The sequence below is a fragment of the Micromonospora mangrovicola genome (genome assembly GCF_047200535.1).
Classification (GTDB): Bacteria; Actinomycetota; Actinomycetes; order Mycobacteriales; family Micromonosporaceae; genus Micromonospora.
The window spans coordinates 1-18,226 of record NZ_JBJZOG010000029.1 but is presented as its reverse complement, the minus strand read 5'-3'; the positions used below and the strand labels follow the sequence as shown (position 1 = coordinate 18,226).

Genomic DNA, 18,226 nt, shown 5'->3' with positions numbered 1-18,226 from the left:
CCGCGTCCGGGTCACCGGTGCCAGCGCAGCCGGTCGCGCTCCTTGGCCAGCACGGCGATGTCGGTCACCTGCGCCAGCAGGGGCAGATCTGCCGCCTACGCGCTGAGCTGGTAATAGTCGTAGACCCGCTCGACAGCAGCGTCCCGCTCGGCCGCGTCGTCGTACTCCTCCCCGAGCTCCATCGCATAGGCGCGCAGCAGACCATGCATCCGCCACCGGCCCTCGACGGGCTGGACCAGCAAGTGCGCCCCGAGCTCGGCGAGCAGGCCGCGGGCGGAGCGCAGGGACAGGCCGCCCAGGGCGGCCGCCGCTTCCGTGCTCAACTCCCCGACCGGGCGCAGGGGCAGCAGCCGGAAGAGCCGGGCCGCCTCGGGAGTCAGGGCCCGGTAGGACCAGGAGAAGGTCGCCTCCAGATCGGCGTGTGCGTCCCCGAAGCCGGCCAGCCGGCCGTCGGTTCCGGCCAGCTCACCGGCGACCGCGGGCAGGCTGAGCCCGGGCCGGCCGACGCTGCGGGTAGCGACCAGCGCCAGGGCCAGCGGCAGCCGGCCGCACCGCACGATGATCTCGTCGACGGCGGCCGGGTCGGCGGACGCCGCGTCGCCGAGCCAGCGGGTGAGCAGCTCGCGGGCCTCGGCGTCGGTCAGCAGGTCGAGGTGCAGCGGGTGGGCGCCCGCAGGGGCGGCCGCGCCGGTGATCCGGCGGCGGCTGGTCGCGATGACGAGACTGCCGCCGGTGCCGGGCAGCAGGTCCCGGATCTGGTCCCAGTCGCGGCAGTTGTCGAGCAGGATCAGCATCCGGCGCTCGGCCAGGATGCTGCGGTAGAGGCCGGACCGGGCGTGCAGCTCGGCCGGGATGGTGGCCGGCGCGACCCCGAGGGAACACAGGAAGCCGCGCAGCGCCTCCGCCGGTGTCATCACCGAGTCGCCGGAGTCGAAACCGCGCAGGTCCGCGTGCAACTGCCCATCGGGGTAGCGGGCGGTCAGGTGGTGGGCCAGGTGCACCGCGAAGGTGCTCTTCCCGACGCCGGGCATTCCGTCGATGAACAGCGCGGTGGTCCGCCGGTCCCCGGCGAGTTGCTCCTCCGCGGCGGCCACGACGCCGCGGCGGCCGGTGAAGTAGGGGTGGTCGGCCGGCAACTGCGCCGGCGGCCCGGCCCGGGTCGGCTGCGACAGCTCCAGCTCGGCTGGCGGCCATGATTCGGCCTCCGCGCCGCTGGGCGGCGCTCCGGGCCGGATGAAGGCCGGTCCGACGCCGCGCCGCGACCTGGAGCCGTCGACCGGACGGTCGTGGTCGAGCAGGCTGTCCCGGGCCGCGCGCAGCTCGTCGCCCGGCTGGATGCCGAGCTCGTCGCCGAGCCGGTGCTCGATGTCGGCGTAAGCCGCGAGGGCCTCGGCCCGCCGGCCGTCCGCGGCGAGCGCGAGCAGCAGCCGCACCCGCAGCGCCTCGTCCAGCGGCTCGTGTTCGGCGGCCAGCCGGATCACGGGCAGCACCGCGGGGACGCACCCGGCTCGCAAGGCGGCGTCGGCCGCCGCCCGGACGGCCGCGATCCGCTCACGGTCGACAGCGACGAACTCCGGGTGGGACCGGCCGCCGGCCTGCAGGCCCGCGGCGCACCGGTCGCGCCACAGCGCCAGCGCCTCCCGATAGAGCTCGACGGCCGGCCCGCCGGACCTGCTGCCCGCCTCGGCGACCAGGCGCCGGAAGCGCAGCAGGTCGAGCGACTCCCCGTCGATCCGCAGCCGGTATGCGGCGCCGTCGCGGATCAGTACCGAGCCGGCTGCCCGCGTCGACAGGCCCGGCTCGAAGCGCCGCCGGAGCACCCCGACGTGCCGGTGCACCACATTGACCGCGCTGGGCGGGGGGTCGGACTCCCAGAGCAGGTCGACGAGCTCGGCGACGCCGACCGCACCGCCGGCCCGGGCGAGCAGCAACGCCAGGATCAGCCGCTGCTGCCGGGTACCCAGGTCGATCTCGGACTGGCCGCGCCAGGCCCGTACCGGGCCGAGAACGGCGAAAGAGAGCGGGCTGGTCATCTTGATGCGATCCGTGCAGGGCTGGTTGCCACGATCGCCACAGCATGCCAGGGCCCCGGGCGCGCGTTGCGGCAATGTGAGCTTCCGCTCAGCAGTTGGATCGCCGGCCGGGCTGAGTTGTCCCTGCTCAGGCCGCTTGGAGGTTGGTGCGCAGAGCGCGCAGCGCGTGGTGGGTCCGGGACTTCACCGTGCCGATCGGCACGCCCAGCCGGCCGGCGACCTCTTTTGGCGACCGCCCGACCAGGTAGACCTCGGAGAGCAGACTGCGCTGCGCCGGGCTCAGCCGGCCGAGCGCGTGCCGAATCGCGTGCGACGCCAGTGCGGTGCCGGTGGTGTCGTCACCGGCGGGTATCCAGGTCATGTCGACGAGATGGACCTCGGCCGGGCGGCCCCGCCGCAGCCGGACGCCGTCGATGACGAGCCGCCGGGCGACGGCGAAGAGCCACCGGCGGGCGGCATCGGGCTCGGCCGGCACCGAGTCGAGGTGCCGCCAGGCCCGCAGCATCGTCTCCTGGAGCAGATCCTCGGCGGTCTGCCGCTGGTGGCGGGTCAGCACGAGCAGGAGACGCAGCACGGCAGGGGCGTGGTCCGCGTGCAGCGCGGTCATGCGCTCGGCCCGGCCGGCCGGTGATCCGTCGGGTGCCCGCAGCACGATATCTCCCCCATACGCAGGAGCAACGGTGACTGAGGCACGAGCCTAGGGACGGCCGATGCGAATGGACTGACACGCAAGTGCGGATCGAGTGCCGTCGCCGATCGCAATCGGTCACGGACGCGATGTGACCGCGGCGAGCAGGCCGGCCAGCCGCAGGCCGGTCCGGGTCTGCGCGTACGGGATCAGGTCCAGCGCCTCCTGCCACGCCCGCACCGCACCGTCCTGGTCGCCGGCGGCGGCGAGGGCGTCGCCGAGCAGCGCCAACACCTCCGCGGCCGGCGCCGACGCGGAGGCCTCCTGGTAGGCGACGGCGGCCTCGCGCCAGCAGTGGACCGCCTTGCCGGGCTCCCGGCGGGCGGAATGCACCCGGCCGAGCACCTCCCACGCCTCGGCGACGCCCAGCCTGTACTGCGCTTCGCGCGACAGCGCCATCGCCTGCTCGGCGCAGCGCACCGCCGCTTCCTCCCGGCCCAGCTCGGCGTTGCTCGCCGCGAGGATCACCAGGGCGTCCGCGAGCAGTTTGTCGTCCCCGACCGCCCGGGCCGGCCCCAGCGCCGGGGACAGCGTCCGGACGACCTCCTCGTGTCGCCCCTGGGCGCCCAGGACCATCGCCCGGTTGATCCTGGCCCGGGTCAGCTCGCCGTGCAGGCCGAGCCGGGCGAGCAGCTCGAGCGCCTGGTCGAGATGCCCGACCGCGGTCTCGTGCTCGTGCCGGAAATAGGCCGCCCCGGCCAGGCTGCGGTGCATCCGGGCCTGCCCGACCAGGTCTCCGCCCGCCCGGGCGGCATCGAGGGCCACCTCGCCGGTCGTCGTCCAGTCGGCCCACCGGCCGCTGCGGTCGAAGAAGTGCTGCATGCCCAGGGCGAGCTGCCAGGCGTCGGTGTGCCGGCCCCGCCGGGCGGCCCGGCCGACCAGCGCGATCAGGACCTGCCGCTCGGCGGCGAACCAGCGCATGGCGTCGCCGTGGCCGGCGAAGCGCAGCGGCGTCTCGCCCGGCCCCGGCTCGATCATCGGGTGGTACTCGGAGGTCAGCAGCCGCCGATCCGCCTGATAGCTGGTGGCCCGGTAGAACTGCAGGCAGCGCAGCTCCGCAGCGGCGCGCTCGGCCGGGCTGTCGTGCTCCTCGCCGAGCTCGGTGGCATAGGCCAGCAGCAGGTCGTGGGTGCGGTAGCGGCCCGGCTGGTCCTCGCTGATCAGGCGCGCGCGGCTCAGCTCGCCGATCAGCGCCCGCCCGGTCCGCGGTGGGACGCCGGCCAGTCCCGCCGCCCCGGCGACCGAGATGTCGGGGCCGGGATGGATCGGCAGCAGCCGGAAGAGCCGGGCGGCCGGGGCGGAGAGTGCCTGGTAGGACCACGAGAAGATGGCACGCAGGCCGGTCTGCGGGTCGTCGCCGTCGAAGCCGTCCAGGCTCCCGGGCGCCTGGGCCAGCTCGGCGGCGATCTGCGCCGGTGGCGTCCGCGGCTGGCTCGCCGCGCGGGCGGCCACCACGGCCATCGCGAGCGGCAGCCGCCCGCAGCTGGCGATGATGGCGTCGATCGCGGCCGGGTCGGCCGCGACGTGGCTGGCGCCGAGCGGCCGCAGGAGCGTCGCGCGGGCCTCGTCGAGGCTCGGCAGGCCGACCGGCAACGGGTGCGCGCCGGCCGTGGTCAGCAGGGTGCTGAGCCGGCTGCGGCTGGTGACGATCACCAGACAGTCGGGGCTGCTCGGCAGCAGGTGCCGGATCTGCTCGGCGTCCCGGCAGTTGTCGAGCACGATCAGCACGCGCCGGCCGGCAAGGCTGCTGCGGTACATGCCCGCCAGGGCGTGCAGCTCGGCGGGAATGCCCTCCTGAGGCACCCCGAGCGAGCCGAGGAAGCCGCGCAGCGCCTCGGCCGGGCTCATCGCCGGCTCCCGCCCGTCGTATCCGCGCAGGTCGACATAGAGCTGTCCGTCCGGGTAGCCGGCGGCGAACTCGTGGGCGAGGTGGACGGCGAGCGAGGTCTTGCCGATCCCCGGCATGCCGTCGATCGCGAGCACCGTCGGCCCGCCCGGGCGCGCCACCGCCGCGCGGGCCTCGGCGATCAGGTCGTCCCGGCCGCTGAAGAAGGGCAGGTCCGGCGGCAGCTGCGCGGGCCGGGGGAGCGGCGACGGCTCGGTACGCGCCGGCTGGGTGCGCTGGTGCAGCAGCCGGTCGTACGCCTCCCGCAGCTCCTCGCTCGGATCGATGCCCAGGTCGTCGGCGAGCCGGCGGCGCACCACCCGGTACGTCTCGACGGCTTCCGCCTGGCGGCCGTCGGCGGCGAGCGCCAGCAGCAACCGGCTCTGCAGCGACTCGTCGAGCGGGTGCTGCTCGGCGGCCTGCCGCAACGGCGCCAGCACCGCGCTCAGTCGGCCGCAGCGCTCGGCGGCGTCGGCGGCGTCGCGCACGGCCTGAACCCGTTCGGCCTCCACGGCCAGGAACGCGGGATGCTGGCGGGAGGCCGGTTCCAGGCCCGCGGCGCACCGGCCGCGCCACAGCCGTAGCCCGTCGAGGTAGTGCCGCAGCGCCGACTCCGGGTCGCCGTCCTGCAGGCTCCGGCCCGCCAGCCGGCTCAGCGACCGGAACTTCAGCAGGTCAAGGGACTCCTCGTCGGCGCGCAGCCGATAACCCGAGAGTTCCCGGAGGAGGTGTCGGCCCGCCGACCGGGTGGGCAGGCCGGGCTCGAGCAGCCGCCGGAGCACCCCGACGTGCCGGTGCACCACGTTCGCGGCGCTGGCCGGAGCCTCCCCATCCCAGAGCAGGTCGACCAGCTCGGCCAGGGAGACCGGTGAACCGGCCCGGGCCAGCAGCAGCGCGAGCACCAAGCGCTGCTGGCGGGCGCCCAGATGCAGCTCGGCGCCGGCGCGGACGACCCGGACCGAGCCGAGCACCGAGAAAGCGATCGTCTCGCCTGCCTCCGCCCGCACACCGGCAACGGTAACCGGCCGATCCGCAGGCCGGAGTTCGCGGCCCGGGCGCGGGCACCGGTCGGGCGGTGGACAGGGCGGAGCAGTGCGGCGAGCGGGCGGGCGACGAAGTGGGGTGACCGGGCTCGGCCGGCGGTCAGGAGGAGGCGGGCTGGCCCTGCGCCGACTGGGTGACCCCGCCGGACATCCGCTCGACGATCTCCTCCAGCGCCTCGAAGGCGTACGCCCAGTTGTGGCACTTGAAGCTGCGCAGCCCGTCGATCGGGGTGCGGCAGTCGGCGCAGTGCACACCCGGGATGGCGTCCGGCACCTCGGTGTTGACGTACTTGCGCTCGCCGAGGATGACCCGGGCGATCATGGTCCGGTCGTGCACCCCGTGCAGGGCGGAGGAGACGATGTCGTACCAGTTCACCCGGCGACCGCACTTCGGGCAGTCCGGCTCGTCGCCGCTGACCCACAGCGGCGCGCCGATGCTGCGCGCCGGCATGTTGAGCAGCTTCTCCAGGCGGCGCACGTCCGACTCGGGAGTGGTCCACCGGTGCCGGCCCGGCAGCGAGGCGGGCGAGTCGTAGACGGCGCGGAACACCACCGGGTCGACCTCCACGGTCTCCCGCCTACCGGTCATCGGTACCTCCTCGGGTCGACGTTCCCCACCGTCGTACCAGGGTGAGCGGCGGACGCTGCCGGATCAAGGACACGACGGGTCAGCGGTGTGTCGCCGAGAGTGCTACACATCATGCGTGACCGGTGACCCGACGACCACTCCGAGCGGGACCGAGGCCCGGCCGAACGTCGCCCGGATGTACGACTACTACCTGGGTGGCTGCCACAACTTCGCCGCCGACCGGGCCGCCGCCGAGCAGATCCTGACGATCTTCCCGGACACCGGGGTGGCCGCCCAGACCAACCGTGCCTTCCTCCGCCGGGCCGTCCGGTACGCCGCCGAGCAGGGCGTACGCCAGTTCCTCGACATCGGGGCGGGGCTGCCCACGCAGGGCAACGTGCACGAGATCGTCCGCCCGGTCGCGCCCGGCTCCCGGGTGGTCTACGTGGACAACGACGAGGTCGCCGTCGCGTACGCCCGCCGGCTGCTGCCGGTCGACGGCCGCACCGTCGTGGTCCGCGGTGACCTGCGGCGCCCCGACGAACTGCTGGCCGACCCGCAGGTGCGTGCCAACATCGACTTCACCGAGCCGGTGGCGCTGCTGCTGGTGGCGGTGCTGCACTTCGTGCCCGACAGCGACAACCCGTACGCGGCGGTCGCCCGGCTGCGGGACGCCACCGCGCCCGGCAGCATGCTCGCGCTGTCCCACCTGACCATGGACGGCGCCCCGCCGGTCCCCACCCAGCAGGGGCGGGAGGTCTACCGGCGCAGCAGCGCGCCGCTCGTCCCCCGCACGCACGCCGCCGCCGCGCGTTTCTTCGACGGGTACGACCTGCTCGAACCCGGCCTGGTCTGGCTCGCCGACTGGCGACCCGACGGCGAGCCCCACTCGGCGGTGTCGCACGGCTACGGTGGCCTCGGCGTCCGCCGCTGACCCCCGGCCCGCCCGGGCGGCGGCACGGCGGCACCGGTCCGGCCGGCCCGGCGCCGCGCCCCGTCGGCGGGCCCCACACGGACCGCCCGGCTTGTTACGCTCCGCGCCATGTTTTCCGGCGATGCGGATGCCGACCTGCGGCAGATGGCCGACGACCCCACCTTCCCGCACCGTGACGCCGCCCGGCACGCGCTGCGGTTCCGCACGTCCGGCGATGCGGCGGACCTGGTTGCCGTGCAGGACGATCCACACCCGTGCGGGACGACCGACGTGGTGTTCGCCCTGGCCGGGTCGAAGCGACCGTGGCTCAACTGGGTGCCGATGCCGAGCGAGGCGATCTCCAACGTCGCCAACGAGATCGGTGGCCGCCGGGCGCAGGGCGAGCAGCTCGAGGTCACCGAACTCGGGCTGTCGGCCGCGGAGCCGGCCAGCGCCGTCGCGGCGTTCCGTCGGGTCGCCGGCCCGGTCAGCATCGGCATCGCCGAGTTCCCGCCGCCCGACATCCGCACGCCCGTCCGGCCCGGCCGGTACGCGGTCTGGCGGTACGACGGCACCGAGCCGGTGGCCGCCGTGCCGGCGCCCTCGGACGTCGCGGGCCGGCTGCTGCACGAGGTCGCCGGGGAGCCGTGGCAGTCGCCGCTCTCCGGGTACGTGAAGGCCGCCCCGCTCGGCGAGCTGGCGCTGGACGACCTGCTCGGGCTGCTCGCCCACCTGCCCGCTGCGCCGGACACCCCGCGCTGGCAGCACCTGGCCCGCTCGACGCCGACGTACTGGTACCGGCTCATGCAGCCGTGGGTGTGCCTCGGCATCCTGCACCACGCCAAGGACGAGCCGTGGCCGACCTCGACCCGGCGCGAGGTGCTGGTGGACCTCGCCTTCGGCGTCGAGGACTGGGTCGCCGACGCGGCACTGTTCGCGCTCGTCACCGCCGCGTACCGGGAACCCGAGCTGCGGGCGGAGGTCCGCCAGCTCGTCCGGGCCCGACTCGACGCGGCCGTGGCGGCGCACCGGCTGGTCACGATCGAGGAGTCGCTGGCGAAGCTGATGCTGGTCACGCCCGGCTGCCGGGCGGACGACCGGGCAGTGGCGACGGCGGCGCTGGCCCGCGCGGCGCAGGACGAGGAGCAGGAGGAGCGGGAGGAGCCGGCCCCGGCGCCGGTCGAGAAGCGTCGCTGGTGGCGGCGGCGCGGCTGACGTCAGTCCACCGCGCGTCGTCGGGTCAGGCGGCCCACGGCCGCTACCGGCGGTGCCGGGCGGCGGCTGGTCAGGCGTCCTGCTGGCGGTGGTCGCCGACCCCGTTCCGCGCCGCGGGTACGGCCGGCGCGGAGGCGGCCGGCCGAGCCGGGTCCGCCGCCGACCCGGGCATGACGAGGGTACGGATGGGGAAGGGGATCTCGATGCCCTCGGCGCGGTAGCGCCGGTGCAGCCGCTTGATGAACTCGTGGGTGATCAGGTACTGGGCGGAGTACTCGGTGGCCCGCAGGATCACGGAGAAGTTGATGCTGGAGTCGCCGAACGTGTGGTAGCGGATGAACGGCTCATGGTCCCGGACGCCGCCGTCGACCGTGGTCATCACGTCCCGGCCCACCTCGATCGTGACCCGTTCCACGTGGTCGAGGTCGCTGTCGTAGCTCACCCCGACCTGGACCAGGACGGAAAGATCCTCCAGCGGCTGGTGGTAGTTGGTGAGGATCGTGTCGGCGAGCTTGGCGTTGGGGACCACCACGATGTTGCCGGCGAGCTGCCGGACGGTGGTGTTGCGCCAGTTGATGTCGACGACGTACCCGGCTTCGCCGGTGTCGAGCTGGATGAAGTCGCCCGTGCGCACCTTCTTCGAGGCGAGCACCTGGATCCCGGCGAAGAGGTTCGCGAGCGTGTCCTGCAGGGCGAGGGCGACGGCCAGACCACCCACACCCAGCGCGGTGAGCAGGGGCGTGATGGAGACCCCGATGCTCTGCAGGATCACCAGGACGCCGATCGCCAGGATCACGACCCGGGTGATGTTGACGAAGATGCTGGCCGACTGGGACACCCCGGAGCGGCTCAGCGTCACGGTCCGGACCACCCCACCGGCCAGTCGCGCGGCGGCCAGCGCCACCACGAACACCGCAGCCGCCAGCAGGATCCGGTCGGCGAAGCCCCGAGCGGGTTGCGGAAGGCGCAGCACCTGGCTCGCCCACCACAGGCCGCCGATGAGGCCGCTGGGCAGCGCCACGTCCCGCAGCAGCGCCCACCCCAGGTCGTCCCAGGCGATCGCGGTGCCGTTGGCGTGGTGCGCCAGCCACCCGAAGACGAGCCGCAGGACGAGTCCGAGGACGACACCGCCACCCACGATGCTGGCGGCGATGACGAGAGTCATGGTGTCGACGTTCGCGAGCATCGGTACTGGTGCCGTCCTCTCCTCGGTTCCCGGCCGGGCGGTCGGGCCATGCTAACCGCTCCGGTTACGGCCGATTCGGGCCGCACCGGACACCGCGGCAGCCGGACGCCCCTTCGGCAGGCCGGGCTACGCCCGTCCACCCGTCGAGGGCCTGCTGGAGCGTCGGGTCGGGAGTTGAGAGCACCGCAGGCAGTCGCGCGGTGTGGGCCGTACCGTCATCGGCCAGCCGCTGCCCCCCGCTCTGCGGCGCGACCACCACAAGCGCGAGAAGATCCGTCAGGTGCGATCTAGTAATAGTTGTCGATCGGCTGGCGCGCCTCGTCGAACAGTGCCGGCCCCTCGTACCGTACCGGGGGCGGCGGCGGGGTGACCGGCTTGACCTCCTCGAACTGCTCGGCGGACAGGGCGTACACCACCCGGCCGAGGCCGGACCGGGCGATCGCGGTAGCGCACATCGGGCAGGGCTGGCAGCTGGTGAACATGGTGGTGCCGGCCGCCACGTCGGGGGCGAGTTCCCGGGCGGCCCAGCGGGCCAGCTTCAGTTCCGGGTGGGCGGTGATGTCCGAGTCGGAGACCACGGTGTTGTGGTCCTCGATCAGGATGGTGCCGTCCGCATCGACCAGCAACGAGCCGAAGGGTCGTTCGCCGGATGCCCCGGCCTCGCTGGCGATTGCCACGGCGCGGCGGAGAAACTTCTCGTCGTCGGGGGTCATCGGTCCTCCTGGGATTTGCGGTACGCGGCCACGGCCGCGAGGGTCTGCCAGGCGCGTTCGGGCTGGCGGATCTCGGTCAGGTCGCCGTTGAACGGGTCGAGCACCACCGTCTCCGCGCCGAGCAGGCGGATCTGGTCGATGTCGGCGATGATCTGGTCGATGGTGCCGACTCCGGCGAGCCGGTCGGGGTCGGTGACCGCTTCTCGGGTCGCCCGGAGTTTGATGCGTGGCGTCAGCGCGGGCACCGGGCGGCCCAGTTCGTCGGCGGTGGCCTTCAGTCGCCCGGCTGCGTCCGCCAGCCAGCCGGGGGTGACCCCCAGCGGATGCCAGGCGTCACCGAGCAGCGCCGCGCGACGCATGCCGGCGTCGCTGTTGCCGCCGACCCAGATCGGGATCGCCGCCGTGTCGTAGTCGTCGGTGCTGCCCCAGGCGTCGCGCATCGTGTGCAGGTACTCGTCGGTCAGCGCGCCGCGCCGCCGGAACGGCACGCCGAGCGCCTCGAACTCCTGCCGGGCCCAGCCGACGCCGACGCCGAGGACGAGCCGGCCGCCGCTGAGCCGGTTGAGGTTCGCCGCCATCCGGGCGGTGAGCAGCGGATGCCGGTACGGGACGATGAGCACCGTGGTGCCCAGCCGGACCCGGTGGGTCACTCCGGCCAGCCAGGACAGCGTGGTGAACGGCTCGTAGAACGGGGCGGGGTACTTCTCGGCCACGTCCGGGGTCACCGCGATGTGGTCGGAGACCATCAGCAGGTCGAAGCCGAGCCCCTCGACCGTCTGCGCCCACTTTCGCAGCACCTCGGGGTCGGTACCCGGGGCGAAGTTCGGTACGTTCACGCCAATTTGCACGGGTTCTACGCTAGCCAGGGCGGGCCCCGGGTGGGAACATCGTGTCCCCTGCCTTTGCTGGCTTTGGCCGTGGATCCACCGGTAAAATCGCCCGATGGCCGAGAATCTTGACGCTGTCGATTGGTCCATCCTGATCGAGTTGCAGGACGACGGCCGCCTGCCCATCACCGAGCTCAGCCGCCGGGTCAAGCTGAGCGCGTCGGCCACCAGCGAACGGGTGCGGCGGCTGGAGACGACCGGTGTGATCAGCGGCTACCGCGCCGAGGTCGACCTGGCCAAGGCGGGCTTCGCCGTGCTCGCGGTGGTCCGGCTGAAGTATCCCGGCAGCCGGCACGAACCGCTGCACCGGCTGCTGGAGCGACGGTCGGAGATCCTGGAGTGCCTGCGTACCACCGGCGACGACTGTTACGTGCTGAAGGTGGCCGCGACGTCGATGGCGCACCTCGAACAGGTCGTCAACGACGTCGCCGCGTTCGGCAGCACCACCACCAACGTGGTCTACAGCGCCACCCTGCCCTATCGCGGCCCGCGCCTGACACCGCCCCACTCGTGACCCGGAGCGGTTGAGGTCACGGCCGACATGATCGCTCAGCGCGCCCTGGATGATTGATCCCTGATCAAGGTCAGCGCGGTGCAGCTTCTGACGCAGGCACGGCGAAGGGTGTCGAGCGGTCACCGCCGACCTGCGCATCGCGGGCACGGCATCTCGTGCAGGCCGCCGACCTCATCGGCGCCCGCCGCGGCCACCGCGGTGCTCGCCGCGATCGAGCGGGGCAAACCCGGCCAGGCGTACAACATCGCCGACGACTCGCAGCTGGGCTTCGGCGGCATGGTCGCGGGCTCGTTCGGGCTGCGCCCACCGATGACCGTGCCGCTGTGGATGACCGCGGTCATGCCGTACGCACGCCGGGCCGTCACCTGTAGCCTGCGGCTCTCCAGCGACCGCGCGCACGCCGAACTCGGCTGGCAGCCGACCTTCCGCACCGTCGCCGACGGCCTGCGCGCCCTCGCCGCCCCGCGATCGGCGCAGGCGGCGAACGCCCCCGGCGGGCCCGGCCGGCAGCCGGCGTGATCACCATCGCTGTACCTAACCTCGGTGGCGTGCACGACGATGCGGCCTTCACCGAGCACCGTGGCCTGCTGTTCGATGTGGCCGGCTACTGACCGGCGCACCAACCGCCGGCGTCTTGACGCGGCGGGGCAGCGCAGCACCGAGCAGGAGATCGAGGTGGCCGAGTCGGTGGAGTTGGCAATGCTGGTGGTGGTGGAGACGCTGTCGCCGCTGGAGGCGGCGGTGTGCTCGGCGGCGGAGACGATGTTGGAGGTGGGAGCGTTTGATCCTGCTCCACGACGTGCTCGGTTACAGCCACGCGGAGATCGTGGAGCGGTCTGAGGTGGCGGTGCGGCAGATTCCCAGCAAGCCGCCAGGCGGCTGTCCGGTCTCGGGACCTGCGTGACAGTTTGGTTTCCGGCCTGAGTGACAATCTGGCCATGAAAGACATCAGGATCCGCGACCGGACGGCCGCTGACCTGCCACAATGCGTCGCGATCCTGGCGGAGGTGCATCGCCTCAACGGCTACCCGCTGAACTGGCCGGCCGACCCGGAACGATGGCTGTCGCCGACCAACGCGCTGCACGCATGGGTCGCGGAGGCGGGACGAGGCTCCATCCTCGGCCATGTCGCCGTTCACCGCGCCTGTTCCGCTACGGAGCCTGACTCGATGCCTGCGGCCGAGGTCAGCCGCCTGTTCGTCGCACCGGGCGCCCGCGGCACAACGTTGGGAGCCAGCTCCTGGACAACGCCCGCCGGTGGGCCACCAGACGCCGGCTCCAACTCGTCCTGGAAATCGTCGACCACCCGCAATCCGGCCCCGCCATCGCCCTCTACGAACGCACCGGCTGGCGGCACACCCACACGACCGCCGCCACCTGGACCGGTCCAGGAGGCAGCCCCGTCCGTTTGCGCCGATACACCCTCACCGAAGACGCGCGCCCCACACCTGATCATGACTGACTGGCGGAGGCGTCTTTGGTCTGCACCTACGACAGCGACGCTGATGCGGCCTACATCTACCTCGAGCACCCGATCCCGGCGGCCGGTGGGTTGCGTCCACGGGAGTGGTGTACGACTTGCCCGTGATGGGCGTGTTGCGTAGATAGGAGACGGCCACCGCGCAATCCTTCGAGACGGCTAAATCCAACGAAGGAGAGTGATGCGCGATGGCCGCATCTGAGAGTGTGAATCCTGCTGACCTGCTGTGCGAGCAGATCGCGGGCGCGTCGCCTGATGTGTTGCAGGCGATGATCAAGACGTTCGCGCAAGCGGTGATGTCCGCCGAGGCGGACACGATCTGCGGCGCCGCCTATGGGCAGCGCAGTGACGAGCGGGTCAACTCCCGCAACGGATACCGGCCGAGACAGTGGGACACCCGCGCCGGCACGACCGACCTGGCGATCCCGAAGCTGCGGCAGGGTAGCTACTTCCGGACAGTAAGAATTCTGGTTGGGAGTCGGCCGGGTCGCGTCTGACCCATTCCCTGACTGACCTGGGTGTCCTCAGCCAGATTCGTCGGCGGGACCCGGCCGGTCTCCTCGCACGCGACTGGATGGGTGTCGTGACCTTATAGGAGCTTGAGCCGTCGGCCCCACTACTGTCCTGTCCGTCTGCCCGCTGGCGCGTGCCATACGCAGGCTCGGAAGACAAGGGATGCCGGCGAGCATGGCAGGAACGGAAAAGGTTATCGGCGGTGTGGACACGCATGGCCGCACGCATCATGCGGCCGCGGTGGACAGCACTGGGCGGGAGCTCGGTGATGCCCAGTTCCCGGCCACCGGGCAGGGGTATCGCGCGCTGCTGAGCTGGCTTCGCGGATTCGGGGCCGTGATCAAGGTCGGCGTCGAAGGCACTGGATCATACGGTGCCGGTCTTGCGAGGTTCCTAGCCAGCGAGGGCGTTGCGGTGGTGGAGGTCGACCGGCCGGACCGAAAGACACGCCGCCGCAAGGGCAAGTCCGATCCATTGGAGGCCTTGGCTGCGGCACGAGCGAGCTGCTCTGTCTGGGCAGGCCGCTGGGCCGCGCGAGATCTGGCGCCAGATCTGATCCAACAACCCACAAGAGCGGCCGAACAAGGAGATCCGCCGCCGCACCGATGTCGTCGGTATCTTTCCCCAACCGGGCAGCGATCATCCGACTCGTCGGCGCAGTCCTCGCAGAACAGACCGACGAATGGACCGAAGGCCGCCGCTACATGGGCCTGGAACTACTCGCCAAAGCCCGCCTGACCACCGTCGACACCAGCAAACACGACACCGACCAGACCGACGCGGCACCGATCGCCGCATAGCATCAGACCGGATCCCGCGATGGCCGTCTCCTACACCACCAGCGCGGACGTGACCCCTGTGTGCCCACACTGCCAGGAACGGGCAGAGGTACTCAGCCTCGCCCGGCACTGCTCAGCGACTCCGCCGATGTACGGGATAGTTCGGCCGGGACGCCGCCTTGCCTACTTCAATGGCTACTCAGCCGGGCTGGGCTCCGCATCTCGGCGCCTCCCGGGCGGCAGTTGATGTTGTTCAGGTTGCGAAGATGACCTGCCAGGCTCCGGTGATGCGCTCGGGCACGATCTCGATGGTCACCGGGTCGCCGGGACGCAGATCGAGGCCGAAATCGCGCTTCCAGCGGCCGTCCTGGTCGCCGTACATGCCGTCTGAGTACCCTGCGTAGTCCCACCATCGCCCGGTCTTGATTTCTGTGCCGTTGACACGGAGGTGGAGGAGCCCGGGCGTCTGGGCGTCCATGGCGATCGAGTCGATGGTCTTCCAGGTCACGGTCTGCTCGACGGGGCGTGACGGATCAGCGGGGTCGGACCGGATTATGACGAAGCCCTGGCACGGCACCTCGGTGCAGCCGGCCGGAAGCGCCAGTGGGCCGAGTGCTCCTGACGGCCGGGATGGCAGCGGGTACTGGTCCAGCGGAGTCCGCTCGCCGATCGCGAGCCCGAATGTGCCGCTGGCCGGGACCTGCGTCCGGATCTCGCCGGACTGGTCCAACGGCCGCGTCCCAGTGATCGTCAGGACAAAGGTGGCGGGCTTGCCGACAACCACGCCGTACCTGTCCCATCCGGGCCCCATCTGGACCGCCCCGCAGTCGCCATGGGATTCATAAACGTGGCCATTGATGCTCAACTGCTCCTGGAGCAGGGGATAGTCGCATCGCGTGGACACGACGAGATCGAGGGTGCTCGGCACGATCGTCAACTCGACGCGGCGCTGCGGCAGCGCTGCGGACTTCACGGCCACGAGCCGGGCGCCGTGTGCGTACTCCGGAAATCCTTCGATGATGCGCCCTGGCGACGAGCTGTCTGCCGGGGCGGGGGTGCGGTCCGTGTGGAGCCCGGGTACGACAGCGGCCCCGACGACGCCGCCCAGGGCGACCAGAGCGCAGGCCGTCCAGGTGGCGATACGGCGGCGGCGCCTCGCGAGCACCTTCGCCCGTACGCCGCGCAGTCTCGCGTCATGCCTGACGTGCTTAATCCGTTCACCGGAACGCTCGTCGAGCACCTGCGTCAGATCGGTCAGATTCATCGCAGCATCCCTTCCGGTGCCAGGGTCTCGTCGAGGCGGAGCTTGGCCACGGCCCGACTGGCCTGGCTCTTGACGGTGCCGACGGAACAGCCGAGGACTTCGGCGATCTCGGCATCCGACAGGTCCTCGAAGTACCGCAGCACGAGCACGGCGCACTGCCGGCGAGGCAGGCGTCCCAACGCCCGCCAGAGGCGGTCCCGGTCGTCGAGGCCCGAGTACCGGTCCGCCTCGGCGGCCACCTCAGGGAGGTCGGCCGTGGGAACCTCACCACGCCACCGGCGCCGCCACCACGACGCGTTCGCGTTGACGATGATGCGCCGCACGTACGGCTCCGGATCACCCTCGATACGCCGCCACGCCTCCCACGCCCGCGCCAGTGCCGTCTGCAAGAGATCCTCGGCCAACGCCCAATCGCGCGTGAGCAGAAACGCAGTACGCAACAGCCGGGGCGAGCGGGTCGCGACGAACTCGTCGAAGCCCTCAGGTGTGATCAAGTCCCGCCCTTCCTCCCAGTCACCAGGTAGTACCGGCTGTCGACCGAAAAGGTTGCATGGCCAACGGCCACTCGACATGGCCTACCGCAACCACCCACGGACCGCGACTCGCCGACGGAGCCCGGCCATCCTGGAGCCGGAGCGCCCCGCCGGAGGCGCACTAGCCGCAACCCCGCAACCCCGCGACCGCCGCCAGCTCGCCGACGTGGCCGGCGTGCGCTCCCCTACGCCGCGCGGGTTTGTGGCCGCGCGGCCCGGCCGGCTGCCGGCCCCCTCGCTAGTCAACGGTCTGTCGTTCTGCCGCGGCCCGCTCGGGCTCCCCGCTTCCGCGCCAGCCGCCGGGCGTTCGGCGTGGTCCGGCCCTGGCGCAACGCAGAGGGGCCGGGCCGCGCGCCCTGGCCGCGGCGCGTGCGGCCCGCTTGTCGGGCCGCCTCGTAGACGTACAGAAAGTCCTCACACACCGCCGGCAGCCGGCAGTCGGGCTGTTCCTACAAGGCATGCTGGTCATATGCACATCCCTTGGCGGAGCAGTCTTGACGTGTGCACGCAGGTCCTGCGGCGCCACGGCGTCGAGCAGGACTCTGTGACCGATGTCGAGGCGGCATGGGGTGCGTTCGCTGAGTTCCTGCAACTGGACATTGACGGCGTCGACCCAACTCCGGGCTCCGACGCCGACGGCTTCATCATTCAGTGGGGCCGACGGACCTGGAGCGATAACCGCCTGATTCTGACGTTCACCCGGCAACTGGCCATCACTGATATCGGTGACCACGAAGATCCCTACTGGCAGCCCGAACTATGGCAGCTCGACTTGGAGATGACCTTCGACAACGAGGTCGATTTGTTCGGCCTTGACAGGCTCGACCTCCACGACACGGGGTTCAAGTTCGCGCCCACCGGACCGCTGCGCGCCGCAGCACTGGCGGATATCTGGGCGACGGCGCAGCGGCGAGCCCCTGTCCGGGCAGTCTGGATCGCGACCCCAGCGAGTAGCGGTTTGTCCTTCGAGTGCGTCTGCTGACACTCAGCACCGTAGAGGCGCGGAGCCGGTCACAAGTGGGCCGCGAGCGACACGCCGCCCAACCCCGACGAACTGCTGGCGTGCCCGCGTCTGGCCCCGGCAACGTTCGCGTCCGGGTCGCTGTGTCCGGGGTCAACCCGACGGACTGGCAGGCCCGCTCCGGTGCCGCCCACCCAAACAGTTCCCTGAGGTCGCCCCCGCACTTCGACGGCATCGGCGTGCTCGCGTTCACCGCTCACCGCGCTGCGCACTCACCGTCGCCGAGGACGGGCCGCGCCGTCTGCGGGGTGCTGGACGGCAGGGTTTGCTCGGACGGTGGAGCAGCGGCTACAAGACGGCTTCCAGCGCCAGGTCGCTGCCGCGCCAGGTGGCTGCCAACTCCTGCACCGGCAGGTTGAACGCCTCACCTAGGCAGATGATCGTGCCGAATCCGGGAGAGGGCAGTCGTCCGGTCTCGATCTTGCGTAGGGTCTCCGGCGAGATGCCAGCCGCACGCGCGACCTCCGCAAGGTCACGTCCCGCTCGCGCCTGGCGCAGCAAGGCACCGAGACTCAACGACGCCGTCCTGCACGGCCTACCCCACGACTACACACTGCGCGACGGCGACGTACTCAGCGCGGACCTCGCAGTCAGCATCGACGGCTGGGTCGCCGACTCGGCGCGCACGGTCGTCGTCGGCTCTGCCGCCGAGGAGGACCTGCGGCTAATCCGCGCCACCGAGGAAGCGTTGGAGGCGGCGATCGAGGTGGCGCGTCCGGGCAACCGCCTGGGTGACATCTCCGCGGCGATCTGCGCGGTAGCCCGCGACTACGGCTACCCGGTCAACACCGAGTTCGGTGGTCACGGCATCGGCCGCACCATGCACGAGGACCCCCACGTTTCCAACACGGGCCGGGCAGGGCGCGGCCTGAAGCTCCGGCCGGGCCTGACCCTCGCGCTCGAACCCTGGTTGGCCCGCACGACCGACCAGATCGTCTATGACGCCGACGGCTGGACCATCCGGTCGGCCGACGGCTCACGCACGGCCCAC

The 18,226-nt window shown here is 72.0% G+C and carries 15 protein-coding genes and 3 pseudogenes; 8 read left to right on the top strand and 10 right to left on the bottom strand.

Features of this window, described 5'->3' with window-relative positions; all coding sequences use genetic code 11:
* Positions 1-95: 95 nt before the first annotated feature.
* The 4 genes from ACL02O_RS14305 to ACL02O_RS14290 form a co-directional block, all read right to left on the bottom strand.
* On the bottom strand, positions 96-2,033 hold the full coding sequence (locus tag ACL02O_RS14305; RefSeq protein WP_412818539.1) for an AfsR/SARP family transcriptional regulator: 1,938 nt from the start codon (positions 2,031-2,033) through the stop codon (positions 96-98).
* Between the two features lie 127 nt (positions 2,034-2,160).
* Entirely contained in the window at positions 2,161-2,685 is a 525-nt protein-coding gene (locus ACL02O_RS14300) for a sigma-70 family RNA polymerase sigma factor (protein ID WP_412818538.1), read from the bottom strand.
* A 114-nt stretch (positions 2,686-2,799) separates the two neighbouring features.
* Entirely contained in the window at positions 2,800-5,613 is a 2,814-nt protein-coding gene (locus ACL02O_RS14295; protein ID WP_412818537.1) for an AfsR/SARP family transcriptional regulator, read from the bottom strand.
* A 136-nt stretch (positions 5,614-5,749) separates the two neighbouring features.
* On the bottom strand, positions 5,750-6,238 hold the full coding sequence (locus ACL02O_RS14290; protein WP_412818536.1) for a hypothetical protein: 489 nt from the start codon (positions 6,236-6,238) through the stop codon (positions 5,750-5,752).
* Positions 6,239-6,353: 115 nt separating this feature from the next.
* Between ACL02O_RS14290 and ACL02O_RS14285 the strand changes: the two genes are divergently transcribed.
* Positions 6,354-7,151 (top strand): SAM-dependent methyltransferase, encoded by a 798-nt coding sequence (locus tag ACL02O_RS14285; RefSeq protein WP_412818535.1) that lies wholly within the window; start codon positions 6,354-6,356, stop codon positions 7,149-7,151.
* Between the two features lie 108 nt (positions 7,152-7,259).
* Positions 7,260-8,345 (top strand): hypothetical protein, encoded by a 1,086-nt coding sequence (locus tag ACL02O_RS14280; protein ID WP_412818534.1) that lies wholly within the window; start codon positions 7,260-7,262, stop codon positions 8,343-8,345.
* Positions 8,346-8,415: 70 nt separating this feature from the next.
* Here the strand turns inward: ACL02O_RS14280 and ACL02O_RS14275 are convergent, their stop codons facing one another.
* The 3 genes from ACL02O_RS14275 to ACL02O_RS14265 all read right to left on the bottom strand — a co-directional run bounded on the left by ACL02O_RS14275 (position 8,416) and on the right by ACL02O_RS14265 (position 11,092).
* Positions 8,416-9,510: a mechanosensitive ion channel family protein gene (locus ACL02O_RS14275; protein WP_412818533.1), complete on the bottom strand. Its 1,095-nt coding sequence runs from the start codon at positions 9,508-9,510 to the stop codon at positions 8,416-8,418.
* Positions 9,511-9,818: 308 nt separating this feature from the next.
* Positions 9,819-10,244, bottom strand: coding sequence for a nucleoside deaminase (locus ACL02O_RS14270; protein WP_412818532.1), 426 nt, complete (start codon positions 10,242-10,244; stop codon positions 9,819-9,821).
* Positions 10,241-11,092, bottom strand: coding sequence for an LLM class flavin-dependent oxidoreductase (locus ACL02O_RS14265; protein ID WP_412818531.1), 852 nt, complete (start codon positions 11,090-11,092; stop codon positions 10,241-10,243). Before ACL02O_RS14265 ends, ACL02O_RS14270 begins: the two co-directional genes overlap by 4 nt.
* Before the next feature lie 94 nt (positions 11,093-11,186).
* On the opposite strand from ACL02O_RS14265, the gene ACL02O_RS14260 reads away from it, so the two are divergent.
* The 4 genes and pseudogenes from ACL02O_RS14260 to ACL02O_RS34525 all read left to right on the top strand — a co-directional run bounded on the left by ACL02O_RS14260 (position 11,187) and on the right by ACL02O_RS34525 (position 14,438).
* Positions 11,187-11,645 (top strand): Lrp/AsnC family transcriptional regulator, encoded by a 459-nt coding sequence (locus ACL02O_RS14260; protein ID WP_412818530.1) that lies wholly within the window; start codon positions 11,187-11,189, stop codon positions 11,643-11,645.
* Between the two features lie 198 nt (positions 11,646-11,843).
* Positions 11,844-12,164, top strand: a complete 321-nt coding sequence (locus ACL02O_RS14255; protein ID WP_412818529.1) for an NAD-dependent epimerase/dehydratase family protein — start codon at positions 11,844-11,846, stop codon at positions 12,162-12,164.
* Between the two features lie 419 nt (positions 12,165-12,583).
* Positions 12,584-13,107: pseudogene (locus ACL02O_RS14250) on the top strand (GNAT family N-acetyltransferase).
* 206 nt (positions 13,108-13,313) lie between these two features.
* Positions 13,314-14,438 (top strand): annotated as a pseudogene (locus ACL02O_RS34525) (transposase).
* Positions 14,439-14,670: 232 nt separating this feature from the next.
* Here ACL02O_RS34525 and ACL02O_RS14230 read toward each other — a convergent pair.
* A complete protein-coding gene (locus ACL02O_RS14230) occupies positions 14,671-15,681 on the bottom strand; it encodes a hypothetical protein (RefSeq protein WP_412818528.1) in 1,011 nt (336 codons plus the stop codon).
* A complete protein-coding gene (locus tag ACL02O_RS14225) occupies positions 15,678-16,175 on the bottom strand; it encodes a SigE family RNA polymerase sigma factor (RefSeq protein WP_412818527.1) in 498 nt (165 codons plus the stop codon). The genes ACL02O_RS14230 and ACL02O_RS14225 overlap by 4 nt, the downstream gene beginning before the upstream one ends.
* A 583-nt stretch (positions 16,176-16,758) precedes the next feature.
* On the opposite strand from ACL02O_RS14225, the gene ACL02O_RS14220 reads away from it, so the two are divergent.
* Positions 16,759-17,196 (top strand): hypothetical protein, encoded by a 438-nt coding sequence (locus tag ACL02O_RS14220; RefSeq protein ID WP_412818526.1) that lies wholly within the window; start codon positions 16,759-16,761, stop codon positions 17,194-17,196.
* A gap of 327 nt (positions 17,197-17,523) precedes the next feature.
* On the opposite strand, the gene ACL02O_RS14215 is transcribed toward ACL02O_RS14220, so the two are convergent.
* Entirely contained in the window at positions 17,524-17,751 is a 228-nt protein-coding gene (locus ACL02O_RS14215; RefSeq protein ID WP_412818525.1) for a helix-turn-helix transcriptional regulator, read from the bottom strand.
* On the opposite strand from ACL02O_RS14215, the pseudogene ACL02O_RS14210 reads away from it, so the two are divergent.
* A pseudogene (locus ACL02O_RS14210) lies at positions 17,747-18,226 on the top strand (type I methionyl aminopeptidase); the annotation flags it as partial. The gene ACL02O_RS14215 and the pseudogene ACL02O_RS14210 sit on opposite strands and share 5 nt — an antisense overlap.

Bases quoted from the DNA above. Each gene is read 5' to 3' on its own strand.
- ACL02O_RS14270 (WP_412818532.1), bottom strand. From the start codon at position 10,244: ATGACCCCCGACGACGAGAAGTTTCTCCGCCGCGCCGTGGCAATCGCC.
- ACL02O_RS14230 (WP_412818528.1), bottom strand. From the start codon at position 15,681: ATGAATCTGACCGATCTGACGCAGGTGCTCGACGAGCGTTCCGGTGAA.
- ACL02O_RS14305 (WP_412818539.1), bottom strand. From the start codon at position 2,033: ATGACCAGCCCGCTCTCTTTCGCCGTTCTCGGCCCGGTACGGGCCTGG.
- ACL02O_RS14280 (WP_412818534.1), top strand. From the start codon at position 7,260: ATGTTTTCCGGCGATGCGGATGCCGACCTGCGGCAGATGGCCGACGAC.
- ACL02O_RS14260 (WP_412818530.1), top strand. From the start codon at position 11,187: ATGGCCGAGAATCTTGACGCTGTCGATTGGTCCATCCTGATCGAGTTG.
- ACL02O_RS14275 (WP_412818533.1), bottom strand. From the start codon at position 9,510: ATGACTCTCGTCATCGCCGCCAGCATCGTGGGTGGCGGTGTCGTCCTC.
- ACL02O_RS14290 (WP_412818536.1), bottom strand. From the start codon at position 6,238: ATGACCGGTAGGCGGGAGACCGTGGAGGTCGACCCGGTGGTGTTCCGC.